This is a genomic window from Treponema rectale, from assembly GCF_014202035.1.
GTDB lineage: Bacteria > Spirochaetota > Spirochaetia > Treponematales > Treponemataceae > Treponema_D > Treponema_D rectale.
Genome location: NZ_JACHFR010000001.1, coordinates 552,710 through 570,625, shown reverse-complemented (window position 1 = coordinate 570,625; position 17,916 = coordinate 552,710). Strand labels below are relative to the sequence as shown.

15 protein-coding genes and 1 other RNA gene are annotated in these 17,916 nt (G+C 41.1%); 11 read left to right on the top strand and 5 right to left on the bottom strand.

Annotated features, from left to right (window positions below; translation table 11 throughout):
* Nucleotides 1-9: 9 nt before the first annotated feature.
* The 4 genes from HNP77_RS02395 to HNP77_RS02380 are packed head-to-tail and all read right to left on the bottom strand — an operon-like array spanning nt 10 to nt 6,676.
* Nucleotides 10-1,638 (bottom strand): ATP-grasp domain-containing protein, encoded by a 1,629-nt coding sequence (locus HNP77_RS02395; protein WP_184651559.1) that lies wholly within the window; start codon nt 1,636-1,638, stop codon nt 10-12.
* 10 nt (nt 1,639-1,648) lie between these two features.
* Nucleotides 1,649-4,090: a cytidylyltransferase domain-containing protein gene (locus HNP77_RS02390; RefSeq protein ID WP_246428840.1), complete on the bottom strand. Its 2,442-nt coding sequence runs from the start codon at nt 4,088-4,090 to the stop codon at nt 1,649-1,651.
* Entirely contained in the window at nt 4,087-5,055 is a 969-nt protein-coding gene (locus HNP77_RS02385) for a hypothetical protein (RefSeq protein WP_184651558.1), read from the bottom strand. The genes HNP77_RS02390 and HNP77_RS02385 overlap by 4 nt, the downstream gene beginning before the upstream one ends.
* Complete coding sequence (locus HNP77_RS02380) at nt 5,030-6,676, bottom strand: spiro-SPASM protein (protein ID WP_184651557.1); 1,647 nt, start codon at nt 6,674-6,676, stop codon at nt 5,030-5,032. Before HNP77_RS02380 ends, HNP77_RS02385 begins: the two co-directional genes overlap by 26 nt.
* A gap of 63 nt (nt 6,677-6,739) precedes the next feature.
* On the opposite strand from HNP77_RS02380, the gene xseA reads away from it, so the two are divergent.
* From xseA to mutL, 3 genes are read left to right on the top strand one after another with little or no spacing between them, the layout of a single operon-like run.
* The gene (gene xseA / locus HNP77_RS02375) at nt 6,740-7,930 is read left to right on the top strand and encodes an exodeoxyribonuclease VII large subunit (protein ID WP_184651556.1); all 1,191 of its coding nucleotides are present in this window, start codon (nt 6,740-6,742) and stop codon (nt 7,928-7,930) included.
* 35 nt (nt 7,931-7,965) lie between these two features.
* Nucleotides 7,966-8,277 (top strand): exodeoxyribonuclease VII small subunit, encoded by a 312-nt coding sequence (xseB, locus tag HNP77_RS02370; protein ID WP_184651555.1) that lies wholly within the window; start codon nt 7,966-7,968, stop codon nt 8,275-8,277.
* 21 nt (nt 8,278-8,298) lie between these two features.
* Nucleotides 8,299-10,191: a DNA mismatch repair endonuclease MutL gene (gene mutL / locus HNP77_RS02365; protein ID WP_184651554.1), complete on the top strand. Its 1,893-nt coding sequence runs from the start codon at nt 8,299-8,301 to the stop codon at nt 10,189-10,191.
* 2 nt (nt 10,192-10,193) lie between these two features.
* Here mutL and HNP77_RS02360 read toward each other — a convergent pair whose 3' ends face one another.
* Nucleotides 10,194-10,910 (bottom strand): tetratricopeptide repeat protein, encoded by a 717-nt coding sequence (locus HNP77_RS02360; protein ID WP_184651553.1) that lies wholly within the window; start codon nt 10,908-10,910, stop codon nt 10,194-10,196.
* Nucleotides 10,911-10,993: 83 nt separating this feature from the next.
* Between HNP77_RS02360 and HNP77_RS02355 the strand changes: the two genes are divergently transcribed.
* The 8 genes from HNP77_RS02355 (at nt 10,994) to HNP77_RS02320 (ending at nt 17,890) form a co-directional block, all read left to right on the top strand.
* The gene (locus HNP77_RS02355; RefSeq protein ID WP_184651552.1) at nt 10,994-12,355 is read left to right on the top strand and encodes a tetratricopeptide repeat protein; all 1,362 of its coding nucleotides are present in this window, start codon (nt 10,994-10,996) and stop codon (nt 12,353-12,355) included.
* Nucleotides 12,356-12,358: 3 nt separating this feature from the next.
* A complete protein-coding gene (locus tag HNP77_RS02350) occupies nt 12,359-13,108 on the top strand; it encodes a metallophosphoesterase (protein ID WP_184651551.1) in 750 nt (249 codons plus the stop codon).
* Nucleotides 13,074-14,012: a transcriptional regulator gene (locus tag HNP77_RS02345; protein ID WP_184651550.1), complete on the top strand. Its 939-nt coding sequence runs from the start codon at nt 13,074-13,076 to the stop codon at nt 14,010-14,012. The genes HNP77_RS02350 and HNP77_RS02345 overlap by 35 nt, the downstream gene beginning before the upstream one ends.
* 76 nt (nt 14,013-14,088) lie before the next feature.
* On the top strand, nt 14,089-15,789 hold the full coding sequence (locus HNP77_RS02340; protein ID WP_246428839.1) for a GAF domain-containing SpoIIE family protein phosphatase: 1,701 nt from the start codon (nt 14,089-14,091) through the stop codon (nt 15,787-15,789).
* Between the two features lie 41 nt (nt 15,790-15,830).
* Nucleotides 15,831-16,169 carry an anti-sigma factor antagonist gene (locus HNP77_RS02335; protein WP_184651549.1) on the top strand — a complete coding sequence of 113 codons (339 nt, stop codon included), beginning with the start codon at nt 15,831-15,833 and terminating at the stop codon, nt 16,167-16,169.
* 20 nt (nt 16,170-16,189) lie between these two features.
* Nucleotides 16,190-16,735, top strand: coding sequence for an ATP-binding protein (locus HNP77_RS02330; RefSeq protein WP_184651548.1), 546 nt, complete (start codon nt 16,190-16,192; stop codon nt 16,733-16,735).
* A gap of 78 nt (nt 16,736-16,813) precedes the next feature.
* Nucleotides 16,814-17,185, top strand: a transfer-messenger RNA (tmRNA) gene (gene ssrA, locus HNP77_RS02325).
* Nucleotides 17,186-17,287: 102 nt separating this feature from the next.
* Nucleotides 17,288-17,890, top strand: a complete 603-nt coding sequence (locus HNP77_RS02320; protein WP_184651547.1) for a DUF4912 domain-containing protein — start codon at nt 17,288-17,290, stop codon at nt 17,888-17,890.
* Nucleotides 17,891-17,916 lie beyond the last annotated feature (26 nt).

Genomic DNA, 17,916 nt, shown 5'->3' with positions numbered 1-17,916 from the left:
TTAAATTCCTTATTTGAGTCTGTTACTTACTTTACAATCGGCAAGATAAAGGATTCCCTGAATACCGCCCCTGATTAATGCTTTGCAAAAATCAGCAGTATCAAACTCCATCTCAGGATCTGAGAACAAACCGAAAATCCTTAAAGTTTCTGAAACAGTTCTATGATTAAAATCCTTCAGATTGAGTATATCACTGGAAACTTCACTTTCAAAAACACTGCCGAGGGAAGAAGACCTCAGCTTAGGATTAGATTCAGAAAAATGTTCAAGAGTAAGTTTCTGTGTGTCAGACAGGCTAAAGGCACTGTACGGAAAACCTTCTTCATCAGGTCTTTCATAGCCATTCAGAAAGATTTCAGTTTCCTGACAATCCGGCAGAAGCCTCAGGACCATATTTGACACGGCATATTCCGCAGCCTTTACAGCAAGACTGTAATCTGCTGAAACACTTATGGCATTTCCGCATTTTGATACGTTGTTTCGGGGAAAATCCACATGATCCCCTTCGTGATTTCTAAAAAAAACATTCTTTACGAATGGCAGGCTTTCTATTTTATTAACCTGATTCACAGTACTTATAGTTCCAGGAATGGAAATCCAGGCCCTTTCTGCACTTACCTTTTCAGAAGGAACCTCATAAATCTTAAAATCCCCGTCAGTTATCCCGTTTACAGGTACCCGGCGTTTTTCCAGTTCATCCGGGTTCAATCCCAGAGAAAGTTTCAAGGCTTCTTTTGTAAGATTAAGTCCCGATGAATAAGGATATGTCCATCCGGACATGTATCCCCCGGAAAGTCTGGCTGCAACTTCACCTATCATAGGACCTGACGATGTAAATTTAATATCAGCTTTAGCCGCACCTCTTGTAAGTCCCAGCGCCTTTACAGCACGGGCAAAAGTTTTTATGAGTTCTGTTTTTTTCTCTTCAGCTACGGCAGAAGGCATGGTATGCCCTAATTCAATAAAATAAGGACTGAAAAATATATGACGGTCAGCAAATCCCGTAATCGTAAACGTACCGTCATAAACAAGAGCATCTATGGAAAATTCAGGTCCTTCCATATAGTCCTCAAGAATTGAAGATGCAGTCCTTGAATTCCGCACGGCATCTTCTACTGCAGGAAGGAATTCCTTTTTACTTCGTATCAGGCGGCAGCCTCTTGCACCCATATTGTCAGAAGGCTTTATTACTTTTGGAAAAGTCATTTCCTCAAGCTTTCCCTCAGACAGAAACTGAGCAATACTTCCGCGGGTTATCTGCATGAAAGAAGGTGAAGGAACGCCGGCTGTTTCAAAACATTTCCGCATTCTGACTTTATTACTGGCATTAAGGCATGCTTCATAAGAATGTCCCGGAAGAGAACATTTTTCTGCTGCATAGGCAACAGAGGCAGAAAAATCAGTACCTGCAGTAAAAACGGCTTTCAATGAAGAACCTAAGGAAAGAGCCAGTTCTGCTATTTTTTCCCTGTCCTTCAGGTCAATGTTCTCAAACCTGTCAGCAGCATGTACACATACTGCAGAAGGATCAGCATCAATAACAAGAGCCTTGTAGCCCAATTCCTTTACAGCCTCAATTGCCGGCAGCTGCATAAGTCCGGCACCTAAAACAAGTATATATCCGTTATCCTGATTCATAATCGTTTCCTCAGATTTTTTTACAGTATACTTCAAACGTATCACCGGTTTTACGAAGTTTCATTGCGGCCCTGAGCATTCCAAACTGAAAACTCTTTTCCGTCCATCTGTTTTTTTCAACCAGCGGATGACGTTCAGGATGAATACCTGTCGATACAACCTGTACGATCTTAAAACCGTACTTTCTTAAAATTCCAGCGGCCTTATCCAGCTCCCACAGCGAATAATGATCAGCCGGAGAATTCCTGTAAAACGATTCCCTTCTATACTTTGCACTCACTCCAGATGCAGAAGGCGTACTGAATGCAAAAACTCCGTTTTTCTTAACAAGGGAAGAAACAGCCTTAAGGACGCTGTCCAGATCCTGAAAATGCTCAATAACATACCACATGGTAACGGCATCAAACTGCTCTATTCCAAATTCCTGTACAGAATCAAAATCCGGAAACCTTGAACAGGAAGCAGGAAAATTCAGTTTCTGCTGTATATATTCTACGGCTTCACTGGAAACATCAGTTCCATAAGAAAACCATCCTGAATCAGCTGCAGCAGAAAGAAAAGGTCCCATGGCACAGCCCACATCCAGTATCATCGGTGCAGAAGAAGAACGGCGTTTTTTATAAATTGAATCAATAATCTGCATTCTCCGCACGCACTGTTGTTTTATGGAACTGAAATCATCAAGATATGTCTTTCCATACTGCTTCTTATAGTCATCAAAAAAATAGTCATGATTGTATTCAGTTTCTATGTTCTGCATCGTATATGAAATATACTGCATTCCGCAATGCCTGCATTTTCTGAAGGTTCTGTGCTCCGTACGGAATACAACCTCATCCTCAAAGGCTCCTTCCTTTCTGCATACCGGACAGCGGTATTTCTTTCCGGCAGCAAGTTCCCGTATAAAGGATGAAAGCTTTTTTGATTCAGAAGAATTAAAAGAAACAGAAGCATCAAAGGAATAATGAACAGCTTTAAGGAGACTGTCTTTATTCAGCTGTCCTTTTTTTACACAGGCAAAACCATAGCGTACTGCAAGTTTCTCATGCAGGTCTGAAGAAGAAAGAAGCACGACTTTTATACCGGCTCCCAAAGCTTCAAATGCAGTAAATCCAAAATGAGTAATGCACAGATCATATTCCGCCAGATGTTCTTTCAGATTTTCCACCCTGTCAAGAACTCTTACGGCAGAAAGGTTTTCACCGGCAGCACAATTTTTTACCAGCGTTACATCATAACCTTCTCCGGCCATAATGGCAGCTGAAGTTTCTGCAAGCCCGGCAGGATCCTCTCCACCAACAGTAACAATCACTTTTCTTATTTTTTCAGGAGCACTACCGCGTTTATTCTCAGGCAGGGGAATGAATGCCGGTTCTGAAAAGTTTACTTCACTTTTTACATCAAGCGGAGGCAGCACAGTCAGAAGATAATCAGCCTCATAAGCTTTCTGATTTCCGTCATCTATGCATGCAAGTTTCGTTTCAGAAGCATATTTCTTAAGCATTCCGGAATCAGAAACAAAAGGATCTGTCACTACAAGAGAATAATTATGAATATCAGACAGAACTGAAATTATCTGACTGTCCCTTAATCCCCTGGCTTTATACTCATCCACAAGAGCAGCAATTTCCTCCAGTCCGGAATCTTCAGGAATGCAGATGCGTCCTTTTACTGCCAGTGTAAGTTCCAGACACCGGCGTAAATGACCGGTTCCGCAGCCTTTTTTTACGCATGGAACGAAAAGAACAGGATTCTTTACACTTTCCGCATTCAGGCCTTCAAGAATCTGTTCGGTTGTAAACGGACCTGTTTTTCCTGTTTTTGAAATTATTTCTTCAGCAAGATTTTCTGCCTTAAAATAATCAAACAGAGTATCAATCGTTGTCCGCAGTTCAGGATAATACCAGCGCTTTGGAGCTTTTATAAACTCACAGCGGAACTTTTCCCTGTGATTATAAAGGGCAGGACCTACATGTTCATGATCATAGGGATCCTGCGTATTTTCCGCAGCCTTCCTTAATGATGAAGCCTTGAATATTTCTACACCGCTTCCATGAGGAAGACCGGAATACGTTATGTAATCACATGGTACAGTCTGTTCCCGTCTCAGGAATTCATTCAAAAGAGAATCTGCAGCTTCATAAAACAGAAAAGGATTATCACAGGTTGCCCGGATTACAAGATCTGCACCGGAAACTTCTATAGCCTTCAAATACCTCTCAAGAACATCTTCAAGAGGACCGGCAAAAACTTTCCAGCCGCATTTTTCTATTACAGGCCTGAGCGCCTGTTCACTGTCAAAATCAACGGCAACATAATAATCATCCGCATGAACTTTCTTCATTGCAGACAGAACCCATTCAAGAACCGGTTTTTCTGCAAGAGGCAGCAGGGCTTTACCGGGAAGTCTTGTAGAAGAAAGCCTGCACTGAGCAATAACTACTGTTTTCAACTTTGTACTCCCGTCAATGACCAGTTTTGAATAAGAGTTGCAGCATCAGTTTTAAAAAGAGTACTGTTCTCTGCAACCCAGCGTCGTGCATCAGAAAACTGACTTAAAGATTCTGTAAAACCGCATTTATTTCTGAATTTAAATGGAATAAAACTAAGTTTCGGAATTACAGCTCCGTTTCCTTTATGAACCGGCATAAGATTTTTTAAATAAAACCTGAGATATGAAAGGTCTATAGTATTTTCACAGCTTTCATATTCCTGAGAATAAGAAAACTCCAGCTGGGATGAAATCACGGTCTTTTCTCCCCAAAGCCAGCTGCGCATAAAAAGATCCAGTCTCTGCCAGTATGGACTTGTTATCGTATAATCAAATCCACCGGTAAGAGTAAACTTCTGTCTGTTATAAAGACCGCACCAGTCTGAAGCAAATAATGTCGGATCCCCGTCATTAAAGCTGAGTTCAGGACGGACGTTAAAAACAGATTTGTTCACATCTGGAGAAAATTTTACAGGAATGGTTTTACCGTCATAATCATTAAGTTTAGGCACGATACAGAAATTGTCCTGCTTTATAAGACTCTTCAACAGTTTCTCAGTAACTTTGAATTTCTGTGAACAGAAATCTGAATGCAAAACCAGAACATAAGGTGTAACAGCTTCGCTCATTGCAATATTTATCTTGTCTCCAACAGTTACTTCTTCCTGAAACATCATGAATTTTACCTGCGGAAACTGATGCGCAAGCTGATCCGTATTAAACATTCTGGAACTTTCTTCGATGCTTATTATGCTGTCAAAATTTATTGACAGCAGATTTTCAAAAACAATATTCCTGAATGTCGAAGTATGGGAATTCAAGAGGACACAGGTTACAGGAAGCGCCTGTTTTCCGCTGTCTGCACCTCCGCCGATAAGAGTATAATCGACCTGATTCTGATTAAAAATTGAAGGTATAATATTCATCGCACAACTCACATTTGTCCTCATACTGACATTTCATATGACCGGACAATCTGTCATTGAACTTTTTCCATACAGCTTCAAGACCTTCCTCAAGAACGTTTCCTACATGAGATTCCAGTACATATTCACGGCATAAAGGAACATTTCCATCTGCAAGAATCGTCATGTCCCGTTTTAAATGCCAGCATGGAATTCTATGAAGAGGAGATAAATCTGCAGGTTTTCTGTCCGGCTGTTTTCCACAAAAATAATCATATTTCTGAATAATAAGGTTTCCGGATGACGGTGATTTTTTTTCATGCCAGTAACGGTAAAACTGCTCAAGTTCATCTTCATTTTCATTCACTCTTATGAACTGAGGATATACATCTCCCGGAAACAGACTGTTCAGAACAGCAACGGCATCTTTAGCCTTAGAAAATGCGCTTTTACCTTCCTCATCAAAATCTGATGTATTAATATGCATTTTTGCATATTTTTCTTCTGTAGCAGCATCCAGACGTACAATCCAGCTTACAGGCGGGCCCTTATCTTCCCTTACCGGAACAATATGGGCAATGTTAGCAATGCTCTCTGCAATCTGAGGAGTGAGAAGTACGCCATCTGTTTCTATTAATACAGAAAGTCCGGTATATGAAAGAACTGCACTTACATAATCTGCAATATTATCAACAGTAAGAGGTTCCCCCCATCCGCTTAAAGAAACTACGGCAGTTTCGGAAAATTCTGCAATCTGAGAAACAATTTTAGTAAAATCCTCAAGACTCATATCCCTCTGTCCGTGTCCTTTTCCGTATTTAAGCGGAAGAGCCCCGTACTTTTTCTTAAACTGATATGCATAAGGCGTAAAGTCGTCTATTACGGCACAGTTTCTTGCAATCTGAATGTTATAAAATGCAGGTACCGTTTTATGAACGCTTTCCGTACGTTCAGCAAGCATACTCAAATCTTCTGCCTTAAAACTGATGTTTTCTGATTTCGCAGCATTATAAAGAGCAACACAGGCTTCCCTTTTTATTTTCTGGGATACAGAAAACTCAAAACGAAGAAGACGCCAGTCTTTAGGTGCAATAACAGCTTCAATATCAAAAGAGTTTATATCGCCCTTCATTATCTCAAACAGACTACCAGGCAAAACGAAACCTTCCGCCTCCTCTTTTTTTACGCCGGCGGCAAAAGAAGCCATTATTTTAAGGGCACCTGCATCAATAACTTCAGGGGCAAAACCGGAAGGATAACCATCCGCAGTTGTATATTCTGCAATATACTTAAGATGAGTTGAAATGATTTCAGAAGTAAGGGCATTATCAAGAAAAGGTCTGTCTGCAAAAGAATAAACGGCAAAATCGCATTCATTTTCCTGAGTAAGGGCGGACATCTTTTCTATAACTTTTGCAACGTTCCATTCATCCTGAACTTCCACCTGTATATCAGGTTTTCCTGCTACAGCCTTCTCAACGGAGTCTTTTGTAACGGCAGAAGCAAACACTACAATTCTGGAACAAAATTCAACAGCTCCGGCCCATTCAATACAGCGGTCAAAAGCAGACTGTGAGTCAAAAATTTTATCAAAGGCACTTTTCGTGCAAAAACCTGCATATAAAAATACAATACTTTTCATCTTTACCATTATCGGAATTCTCTTGAGTAAAATAAAGACAATGTTTAGAATCAGTGCAAAATTATGGAGCAGGAAAACAATATTCTCACCGTAACACAGCTTACAAACCTCATAAAAACACTTCTTGAAGGCAGTTTCAGCTCAGTTACCCTTATGGGAGAAATATCAAACTACAGGCCTTCCGGACAGGGACATTTATACTTTTACCTGAAAGACGCAGATTCAGTAATCAGTGCCGTTATGTTCCGGGGAAATGCAGCTTCCCTCAAATTCACACCTAAAGACGGAATGGTTGTTCAGGTTCGCGGCAGAATATCAGTTTACAACCAGCGCGGTAATTACCAGATAATCATTACTTCCATGGAAAAAGCCGGCACCGGTGCAATCATGGAAATGCTTGAAATGCGTAAACAGAAACTTGCAGCAGAAGGTCTGTTTGATTCAAAAAATAAAAAAAAGCTGCCTTTCTTTCCTGATACGGTAGGAGTCATTACCGGTGCAAATACGGCAGCACTCCGCGACATACTCAATGTAATCTCCAGAAGAAACCCTAAAGTAAACGTAACCATCCTTCCGGCCATCGTTCAGGGAGAAGATGCAGCACCTACCGTCATACGGCAGATAAGAACTGCAAACGCCTATAAGATGTGTGACACCCTTATAATTGCAAGAGGAGGAGGCTCTCTGGAAGACCTTCTTCCGTTCAGCGATGAAAACGTCGTCAGGGAAGCTGCCGCATCTGACATTCCAATCATCAGTGCCATTGGACATGATACAGACTGGTCTCTTTGTGACTTTGCCTGTGATGTAAGGGCCCCTACCCCAAGTGCCGCTGCAGAACTTGCAGTTCCAGTCCTTACAGAGTTTACGGAAACAATACAATGGTATAAAAATGATTTCATACACAAAATAACTGATTCACTTTCCAGACTGAGGCTTACCCTGAGAACTTTTACACCTCAAAATCTGGAACTGTATTTCAGGAATATCGAACAGCCTTACCTGAACAGGTTTGATGATGCAGTAAGGAGCCTGAAAGATTCCATGCAGCGTATCGTGGAAGAAAAAAAACAGACCGTTGCAAAATGCATTCAGGATCTTGAAAACTGCAATCCTCAGACAATATTTGACCGCGGATATTCCATGGTAACGACGGCTGACGGAAAAATCCTAAGGGATGCTTCCACCTTAAAAAGCGGAGAAATACTGACTATACGTCCGGCAAAGGGCTCAATACAGACAAAAGTGCTTTAATACCGCACTTTTATTTTTGAAGGAAGGAGTAAAACATGAACAATTTCGAACAGGATCTTAAGAGACTTGAAGAGCTTTCTTCGGCAATAAAACAGAGTGACATTTCTCTGGAAGACGCACTGAAAGATTTTGAGGAAGGAATAAAACTTGCTAAAGGACTTGAAAAAACTCTTGATAAAATTGAAGCAAAAGTTCAGATCCTTATGAATTCCCCTGAACTTGAGGAAGAACCTTCAGACGATACCAGTGAAGAACAGTCCGTAAAAAAACCGAGGGCAAAGAAAAATGAACAGCCTGTTCTTGATCTTTTTACGCCGAATACAGAAATTATCGGAACAAGATCTTAAATTTATTCATGGCAGAGTAATATGAGCGCAGTAAAACCCCTTAATCCTGAAGTTGCAAGAAAAATTGCAGCCGGTGAAGTAATAGACAGACCCAATGCAATTATCCGTGAACTTATGGATAATGCCGTTGATTCAAAAGCAGACAGAATTTCAGTAGAAATCTCACAGGGAGGAATTGAACGGATCAGGGTTATTGATAATGGCTGCGGGATGACCAGGGAAGATCTGGAAAACTGTGCACGGCCTCATGCAACAAGTAAAATCTCCACAGAAACAGACCTGATGAACCTTACTACACTGGGATTCAGGGGAGAAGCTTTAAGTTCCATGGCTGCCGTAAGCCGTCTTGAAATAATTTCCGGCGGATATAAAATGCAGGCATCGATAACAAAAGACCATATAATAACACCGGCCCCTTCTGCTGCCGGCACAATCGTTCAGACATCAGGACTTTTTGAAAATTTTCCTGCCAGACGCCACTTCTTAAAACGTCCTGCCAGTGAGGCTCTGATGTGCAGGTCTACTTTTTTGGAAAAAGCACTTCCACGTCCGGACATTGCATTTTCCTTTACCTCTGACGGAGAGGAAAAGTTTAATTTTCCTTCAGGACAGAGCCTTTCCCAGCGTTTTGTTCAGGCTATGGAACTTTTTGAGTCTGAAAATCTTTTTTACGAAGAACATGCAGGCGCCCCTGACGGTTCCTGGAAATTTACCATAATACTCGGAGACCCGGCCGTCTGCAGGAGTTCTCGAAAAGACATATACATCTACGTCAATGGAAGACGGATTCAGGAATATTCCCTGATTCAGGCAATTGAATACGGAGCAACCGGATACTTTCCAAACGGAACCCATCCTGTAGCATGCCTTTTTGCAACAGTAGACCCTTCGCTGGTAGATTTCAACATTCATCCTGCAAAAAGAGAAGCCCGTTTCAAGGACATAGCTCCCCTCCATCATGGAGTAAGTACGACTGTAAAAAATTTTTACCGTCATTATACAGTAAAAAGCATGTATTCCCAGGCTGAAAGCGAAACACCTCAAAACCTCAGTCTTAAGTTTTCAGAACCGGAACAGCAGTCTGAAGAATCAGAAGAAAAAAAAGACTCTGCATTTCCTTCTGCAACTCCTTCTACCTCCGGTTACAATTCCAATTCCCCATATACCCGGCTTCCATACAGCATTACAAGCCCCGGAACTTCAACTAAGCACAGCTACACTGCTTCCCGTACAGATACCAGGTCTTCTTTTTTTGAAAAGAAAAGTACGGCTTCCTCATATGCCCGGGAACTGGCAGAAGAACTGAATTCCACATATGAAAACAGTATCACCGCAAAGAAAAACTGGCTTCCGTCCAAAACGGATGAAGATGACGGATTTCATTTTACAGGAAGTGCACTTGGAACATTTTTAATTGCAGAAAAAAACAATACGCTCTACATAATAGACCAGCATGCAGCTCATGAACGGATTCTGTACAACCAGATTCTCGAAGACGCAAGCCAGAAACAGGAACTGCTGGTGCCATATGTAATAAAAACCTCAGGTCCTCAGGATGACAATTATCTGGAAGAAATAAAAGAAAGCCTTTGCGAAGCAGGTTTTACCGTAAAAAGAACGGGAGAATCAGAATGGCAGTTTACAACCGTACCACTCAGATGGAAGGGAACTGAAAAAGACCTGGAAAACGATCTTCTTGCAAAGAGAATAAACCCCAGAGACATACTCAATGCAACGGCTGCCTCTACAGCCTGCAGGCAGGCCGTAATGGATGGAACCGTACTTGATGAAGAAACTGCAGCCGACCTGGCAAAAAAAGCGCTTCAGCTTCCAGACCCCCACTGTCCTCATGGAAGGCCTGTATTCACGACAATAACAAGGAATCAGCTCTTTGCCCTCGTCAAAAGAACCTGAGTCTACTTTGCGTTGTTTTCAGCTTCCTGAATGGCAGCAGCCATCTGTTCAAGAAGTTTACGCCTTTTTTCCGCTGCAAGGGCTTCTTCTTCAGCTTTCTTTGCAGCCAGACGCTCTTCTTCCTCCTTAAGGCGCTGTTCCTGAGAAAGTTTCTCCATTTCTTCAAGTTCCAGCCTGACGATTTCTTCTTCCAGTACGGAAAGCAGCAGGGTTATTTCTTCTTTCTGCACGTCTTCAGGACACAGTTCCAGATATTTTTTATAATCATCCCTGCTTTCCCTGATTTTTCCCATATTAAGGCGGCAGTTTGCCCTGTTGAGAACTGCAGGTGAATAAGATTCATCTGCTGAAAGTACAGAATCATACCACTTTTCCGCATTTTCAAAATCAAGCATGTCAAAACAAACATTTCCTGCATTAAAAGCAAGAACGCGGCGGTCCGTACCGGGAACATCCATAGCCCTGACAAATACATCAAGTGCCATTTTCAGCTCCCCCTTCTTATGGTAACAGAGCCCCAGATAGTTAAAAGCCTGAGGTGCAGTTCCTGAAGAAGAGGCTTTCTGAAGAAAAGGGATGGCCTCATCAGTCCTGTCAAGGCGGAAAAGCCGTTCTCCTTCCTTCAGAGAATCCATGACCGTCTGAGCTCCGGACTGTAAAGCCGCACATAAGAATATTCCGCCTGCAACCAATGCATAAAAAAGGTTTTTCTTTTTCATCCGGCACCTCCATGCTTTGTTTGACATAATCTCACAAAGAAGTTAATCTTTCAATAATAGACATATGGGAGTTTTCAGATAAGATGTTATATGCAGCCTTAATAGGTATCTTAATCGCCATCATCATAACAATAGCAGTCTTTGTTGTTAAAACTTTCTCTTCACCTCAGAAAGTTGATTCGCTTGGAAAACTTATCCGTGAAGGAAAAATACAGCAGGCTCAGCGGACTGCAAAATCTGTACTTGCAAAAGAACCTAGAAACTATGTAGCTCATTACTGGCTCGGTGTAGCCTACATGGCAGACAATAAACCGGAACTTGCGTATATTGAATTCAAAACCGTAGACGAAAATGCAATTTTTAACGGTGACATTCCTGAAGTTGAATTCAGAAAACAGATCGGTGCCCTTCACCAGAAATACAATCAGACAGAAGATGCTTTAAGACAGTACCTTCTTCTTACAAAACTTGATCCTTCAAATGCAGAACACGATTATAACGTCGGAAAACTCTATGAATCCCAGGGAAAGGCTCCTATGGCCATGGGTTTCTATCAGAAAGCACTTACTGTCGACAAAAGAATGGGCAAGGCCCATACTGCAATGGGATATCTTCTTTTCAGAAGCAAGCAGTATAATGAAGCAAAAAAAGAAATTGAGACAGCAATAAAATTTTCTCCGGAAAACTACTCAAACTATTATTACCTGGGCAAGATATTCAAGGAATGCAAGGAACTTCCGGCTGCAGTCAAAGCCTTTGAAAAAGCACAGAGAGATCCTTCTTACAGACAGAAAGCCCTGATTGAGAAAGGCTCATGCCTGATGATTGCAAATCAGGTAGACCAGGCTCAGGCAGATTTTGAACACGCAGTTCAGCTTTCAAAAAATGACAGCTCAAATGAAAGCCTTTACGCCCGCTATTTTCTCGCTGCCTGTTACGAAAAAAACAGGCTCATCGACAAAGCTTTGGAACAGTGGAACATCATATTCAAGAAAAACCGCCAGTTCAGGGATGTAAGTGCAAAATTAAGCCAGTACAAGGATCTTCAGACAAACGACGGTGTAAAAGAGTTTCTTACAGCCTCAAGGGCAGACTTTATTGAGCTCTGCAAAAAAATTACAAGGGAAGGTCTTAAGCTTGAATGTCAGAAAATCGAGCCTACCCGCTATGGTTGTGCGGTTCTTGCAACAGAGGCTAAGAGTGATTCATGGATGAACGTCAGGCAGCAGCTTACCCTTGTTGAATATCACAGGGAAACAGAACCTATCGAAGAAGCCGTCGTCCGGAAGACTGTAGACATGATAAAAGCGCAGGGACATGCAAAGGGAATCATCTGTTCTACATCACAATTTTCTGCCGCAGCTGTAAAATTTGCAGAAAACCGCCCTCTCGTACTTGTTCCGAAAGAACAGTTCGAAAAAGTACTTGCAAAAATCGGTCTTTAATAAATGAAATTTCTGTGCGTTTCTGATCAGATAGATCCTTTAGTCTACTCAACAACCCTTAAGGAACGCTATGGAGATGTTGATGCAGTATTCTGTGCAGGAGACCTTTCCCTTGAATACGTAGATTTTATCGTCACGGCCCTGGGAAAGCCTACTTTCTTTGTTTTCGGAAACCACAATCTTGAAGACTATGATTTATATACAAAAAGCGATCATAACAACAGCATGACTCCGTTTCAGCAGGCATCACGCGGCCATGGAGGAGACCATTCCGGGCAAAAAGTATTTGCCTCAAAGCACCTTTTCTTTACCGATTCCTCTGGTAAAAAAACACCGCTGCTTATCGCCGGTGCAGATGGTTCAATGCGTTACAACAACGGAAAATGTCAGTTTACTGAAGGACAGATGTTCAGAACCCTTCTGAAAATGGTTCCTAAACTCCTGTGGAACAAAATCAGGTACGGAAGATATCTGGATGTATTCCTTACACATGCTTCCCCCCGCCATATTCATGACAGGGAAGATCCGTGTCATAAAGGCTTCGAGTGCTTCAACTGGTTCATCAGAAAATTTTCACCGGCCCTCATGATACACGGACACATTCACCTTTACGACCTTCAGGCCGTACGATGTACTAAAACAGAAAAAACAACCGTGGTAAATGCCTACAGTCATATTGTTGTCGAAATGAAAAAAAACTTCACAAAAGGAGCCGCTCATGAGTCAGACATATCTATCATCTCAGACAGATGAAGATTTCTATCGGGCAAGAAACAAGGCATTTTTCAACGAACTTCAGCACATACTTAATCCCGAAGAGGCAACCCTCATTTCTTTTACAGATATAAAAAAACTTCTAAAGCCAAAAAATGAAGTCTATAAAGGCATGCAGGTGGTACCGGTAAACCTTATTGCAGGAAGCGAAGGCCGCTACAATGACTTTGACAATCATTTCCTGCCAAAAAGCAATTTCCTGAAAGCCCGCTGGGAACGGGTAGACATGGCCCACCTGACAGACGTTACCCTTCCCCCGATTTCTCTTTACGAACTGGGAGGCCTTTATTTTGTAAGGGATGGAAACCACAGAGTTTCCGTTGCAAAAATGAAGGGTATAGAAGCAATTGATGCAGAAGTCGTAAGCCTGCAGAGCGAAATAAAACTGAAACCAGGCTCAACAAAAGATGAGATGATTCACCAGGTAATAAACTACGAAAAGCGTGTTTTTTACAGCGAGACGAATTTCGGAGACATAACGGACTGCTGGTGTCTGGATTTTACCAGTCCGGGACAGTATGACCTGATTTATAACCATATTCTCATTCACAAATACTATATAAACATGGACAAAGAAGAGGAGATTCCTCTTGAAGATGCCATTCTTTCATGGTACAAAAACGTTTACCTCCCCGTAATTGAAGCCGTGCGGAAACACAGGATAGGAAAAAAATTCAAAGGAAAAACAGAATCTGACATATATGTCTTCCTCATAAAATACTGGGATGAACTGAAACAGAAACTTGGAAATGACTTCAGTCTGGACGCAGCGGCAGAAGATTTCAAGAATAAATACGGAAAAAAAACATTTTTTCATATAATCAAAAACCTCAAGGCAAAAATACAAATGATGAAACTACTGAAAAAACACACTCAGGCGTGAATTTTCCAGAAACAAAAGTGAACTTGACTGCTGAATATTTCAATGCTAAAATGGTCAAAATTAGGGAGATTTTATTTTGAACAACAACGTTGCATACATACCGATGGCAGCTACTGCAATAGTTGCGGCACTTCTTTTTGTAATGCTGATAATTATAAAAAAACGGAAAACGGCAAGAGTAAGTTTCATACTCTTCCTTTCAGACCTGACTGTCCTTATCGGAAGCCTCTATGCAGCATATAAAATTAACCAGAGGGGCAATACGGATGCAGTTTTCATATTCACTGCAGTTATCGCTGCAGCATCCTTCCTTCTTATTCCCTATGCACTCATGCTCTGCACCTTTGAACCGAAAAAGTTTGAAAAACTTGTACCTGTATTCGTAAATAAAGCAGCCTTAAAGGCACAGCAGGCAAAAGAAGCTGCTGAAAATGCAATTGAAGAGAAAAAACGTGCAGAACTGTCCGCTGGCGATGAAACAATACTTAACATAAGCCGTGCATTCATGAATCAGGCTGCCTCTTCATTTAATGACGAAAACGGAATGAACCTTCTCCTTGATTATATAAACAAAACTGTCAGGGAAGAAACAAAAGCCGACGGAGGAGCAATCCTCATGGTTGACGATTTCGAAGACGTTATTGCAGTAAAATCTTTTGACGGCGACTTTCCGCCACCATATAAACTGCCGAATGACATGCCTCACAAACCGATTCGCGTAGCTACGAACTTTAAATTTGCGTCATTTCCTTTACGAGACAACCTCTTTGGTGAAATCGCATCTTCAGGAAAGGCAGAGCTCATAACAAAACCTGAACTTGATGACCGTATTTTCCAGAACGGACCGGAAGAATTCCTTGAATGCGGAAGTTACATCATAGCTCCTATGAAGGTTGAAGATTCTGTAGTAGGACTTGTAGCTCTCTCAAGAAACCACTCAAGTCCACGCTTTACGGAAGATGACTTTAAAAAAGCAACAAAACTTTCGGATTTTGCTGCAACGGCAGTAAAAAATGTTATTTCCGTAAAAGAAATAATTGAACAGAACGGTATTACAAAAGAAACAGACCTTGCTTCTCATATACAGAACACTCTCCGTCCTGCAAAGATTCCTCCTCTTCCCGGAATACAGGTTGGAACTATCTTTGAACAGAACGAAGGTGTATGCGGTGACTATTACGATGTGATTCCTTCCAGAAAAGACAGAATTTCCTTTGTTTTAGGCGATATTGCCGGAAAAGGAATCAACAGCGTAATAATCATGACAATGATCAGAGCTATGACAAGGCTTGTAGTTAACACTAAGCAGACAGCCGGAACAATTCTTACCTGGGTTAACAAAGGAATTGCTTCCGAATCATTCAGTACAGACCATTTCGGTTCCTGTGCACTCATAAATTATGATCCGGTAAGCCATAAAGCCGAGTATTCTACATGTGGAACAACACCAGTTTATTACTTTGACAGTACGGCAAAAACCTTCAGCTGTATCTCACATACTTCAGAGCCTATTGGTGTTGAAAAAGCAAGTGAATATAAAGAGTACGTGCAGGAAATCAAAAAAGGTGATATACTTGTCTCGTTCTCAGACGGTATTATTGAATCACTGAATGGACAGGGACAGCAATATTCTGTAGAATCACTGCTTAATGTAATTAAGAAGAACTGTGGTTCTTCAGGCAAGGACATTGCAAACCTTGTCAAGGCTGATATTCAGAATTTCTGTGGAGAAACTGAACAGCATGATGACCAGACACTTCTAGTTATCAAGTTTTAATTTTGTATAAGATAGAAAATTTTGTCTAAGGAGCAAAAATTATGGAACTAAAAATCAGAAAGAATGGAGACGTCTATATCATTGATGTAAATGGTGAAATGGACCTGTACAATTCTTACAAACTCAAGGAACTCGTAATGAAGATGCTTGAGAAAAATGTAAAACAGTTCATCATCAACCTTGAGCAGGTAGACTACATCGACTCTTCCGGAATCGGTGCCCTTATTTACATCTGCTCTACAATCAAAAAAATGAACCTTAAGCTTTACATTTCAAATATCCATGGTTCAGTAAAAAAGGTTATTGAACTTACAAAGCTTATGGGATACTTCCCTATTGCAAACAGTGTTGAAGAAGCACTTCTTATGATTAACGAATAAAAACAGAGGAATTCGCATTTATGGAAGAAATTAAACAGTTAAGATCAGATGGCAACGATCCGCTTTTCGATAAGTCAAACATGCTTTACAAGGAGTTTCCTTCAGACTTCCGTCAGATCAGATACTTTACTCTTCTGATAGTTCAGTCTGCACCTCTTGAAATTAAGGAAATTAACCTTCTTGAACAGCAGATAAGCGAAATCATTAAGAATGGTGTAAAGCACGGAAACAACTGCGACATTAACAAAAAAATCCATGTATGGTACTCATTCAGCCCGTCCCATGCTCATATTATTGTAGAAGACGAAGGTGAAGGATTTAAAGATCTGGAAAAATGGAATGAGTTTAATACTAAGCGTCTTGAATGTCTTCACAATTCAAATTTTGAAGAACTTGCAAATTATGTAACCTTCAGAACAAAGAAGTCCGATGATCAGGACGGTGGTAATGCCCTTTTTGCTGCAATGGAATACTGGAACGGCGGGTTTGTTTATAATGACAAACGCAACGGTGTAGCCATGCTCAAGCATTTCCAGCAGAAAAGACACGGTGTTACTGTAGAGTAAGAAAATAAAACCATGAGCTGCAGATCCTGAGACTTGAATTTTACAGGATTTTGCGGTAATTTCATGGGAACCAAAATCGGGGGTGCACCGGTTTCGACGGTTAAGAGTAGTCTTGTACTGCAGGCAGGCGTGAAGGTGCCTTGAACTGACAACACAATAACTGCAAAAGTTGCAAAACGTCGTGAAGAGGAATCTTCCGAAGCAGTTAGCCTCGCTGCTTAATGCGAGACCGGCACTTATGGTGTGCTGTTCCTAACATCATAAACTGCTGTCACAAACAGGGACTTGCTCTGTATTTCGCCTGAGTTATACGGAGGACTTTTTTCAGGATACGGAAACGACGCTTTTGAAGCTGCTACCGTTTCCCGACAATCACCTCGCTTCAATAAGCCTGTAGAGGTGCCTGGTTAGCTTATCCGGACGGGGGTTCAATTCCCCCCATCTCCAATATTGACACAAAGTGCTTTTTTCGTAATTATAAACACGATTATGGAAGAAGTTACTTTAACACGTCAAAACTTAGAGACATTGTCAACAGCAGATTTAATTGCAATGGCAAGAACATATGGAATAAACGTTCCTTCCGATTTGAATAGAAACTTTATCATCGGAGAACTGCTGGAAATTACTGAAGAAGCAGCTCAACCTGAAGAAGCAACTCCAGTAGAAGATTCAGACATCAGAATAGCAACTGTCCTTCCAAAAACCTACAACGATACAACAATACATATTTTTATGAGAAATCCTGTATGGCTCTTTGCATATTGGGATATAAAAGCATCAGATTTAAAAACTATGAAAGAAGAGTTTGATTTTGAAGAACTGTTCATTCATGTTTCCTTCTTTGAAAACGAAAACGATGAAAAATCATCTGATTCTTTTGATGTAAAACTGAATTTTGACAACAACGAACTTTACATTCTTATTCCTGCAAACAGGCATTTCGTAATGGCAACCCTCGCCTATCGTGTTTCTGGTGAGGCTCCAAGAACACTGGCATTCACAAAAAAACTTGAGATTCCGCAGGAAGATGAAGCTGTAAGAAACCTTCAGCCGGGAAAGAAATTTCCGATGTCCGAATTAACAAAAATCTCTGGTATGGATGACTTACTTTACAAGCACTATATGACACACCGTCAGTCATTTTCAAATTAAAAAAATTATACAGATGTAAAAAAGGA

Excerpts from the sequence above, each read along its gene's own strand:
- HNP77_RS02395 (WP_184651559.1), bottom strand. The coding sequence starts at position 1,638 with ATGAATCAGGATAACGGATATATACTTGTTTTAGGTGCCGGACTTATG.
- HNP77_RS02350 (WP_184651551.1), top strand. The coding sequence starts at position 12,359 with ATGAAATTTCTGTGCGTTTCTGATCAGATAGATCCTTTAGTCTACTCA.
- HNP77_RS02320 (WP_184651547.1), top strand. The coding sequence starts at position 17,288 with ATGGCAAGAACATATGGAATAAACGTTCCTTCCGATTTGAATAGAAAC.
- xseB (WP_184651555.1), top strand. The coding sequence starts at position 7,966 with ATGAACAATTTCGAACAGGATCTTAAGAGACTTGAAGAGCTTTCTTCG.
- HNP77_RS02380 (WP_184651557.1), bottom strand. The coding sequence starts at position 6,676 with ATGAAAAGTATTGTATTTTTATATGCAGGTTTTTGCACGAAAAGTGCC.
- HNP77_RS02385 (WP_184651558.1), bottom strand. The coding sequence starts at position 5,055 with ATGAATATTATACCTTCAATTTTTAATCAGAATCAGGTCGATTATACT.
- xseA (WP_184651556.1), top strand. The coding sequence starts at position 6,740 with ATGGAGCAGGAAAACAATATTCTCACCGTAACACAGCTTACAAACCTC.
- HNP77_RS02330 (WP_184651548.1), top strand. The coding sequence starts at position 16,190 with ATGGAAGAAATTAAACAGTTAAGATCAGATGGCAACGATCCGCTTTTC.
- HNP77_RS02335 (WP_184651549.1), top strand. The coding sequence starts at position 15,831 with ATGGAACTAAAAATCAGAAAGAATGGAGACGTCTATATCATTGATGTA.
- HNP77_RS02360 (WP_184651553.1), bottom strand. The coding sequence starts at position 10,910 with ATGAAAAAGAAAAACCTTTTTTATGCATTGGTTGCAGGCGGAATATTC.
- mutL (WP_184651554.1), top strand. The coding sequence starts at position 8,299 with ATGAGCGCAGTAAAACCCCTTAATCCTGAAGTTGCAAGAAAAATTGCA.
- HNP77_RS02355 (WP_184651552.1), top strand. The coding sequence starts at position 10,994 with ATGTTATATGCAGCCTTAATAGGTATCTTAATCGCCATCATCATAACA.
- HNP77_RS02345 (WP_184651550.1), top strand. The coding sequence starts at position 13,074 with ATGAGTCAGACATATCTATCATCTCAGACAGATGAAGATTTCTATCGG.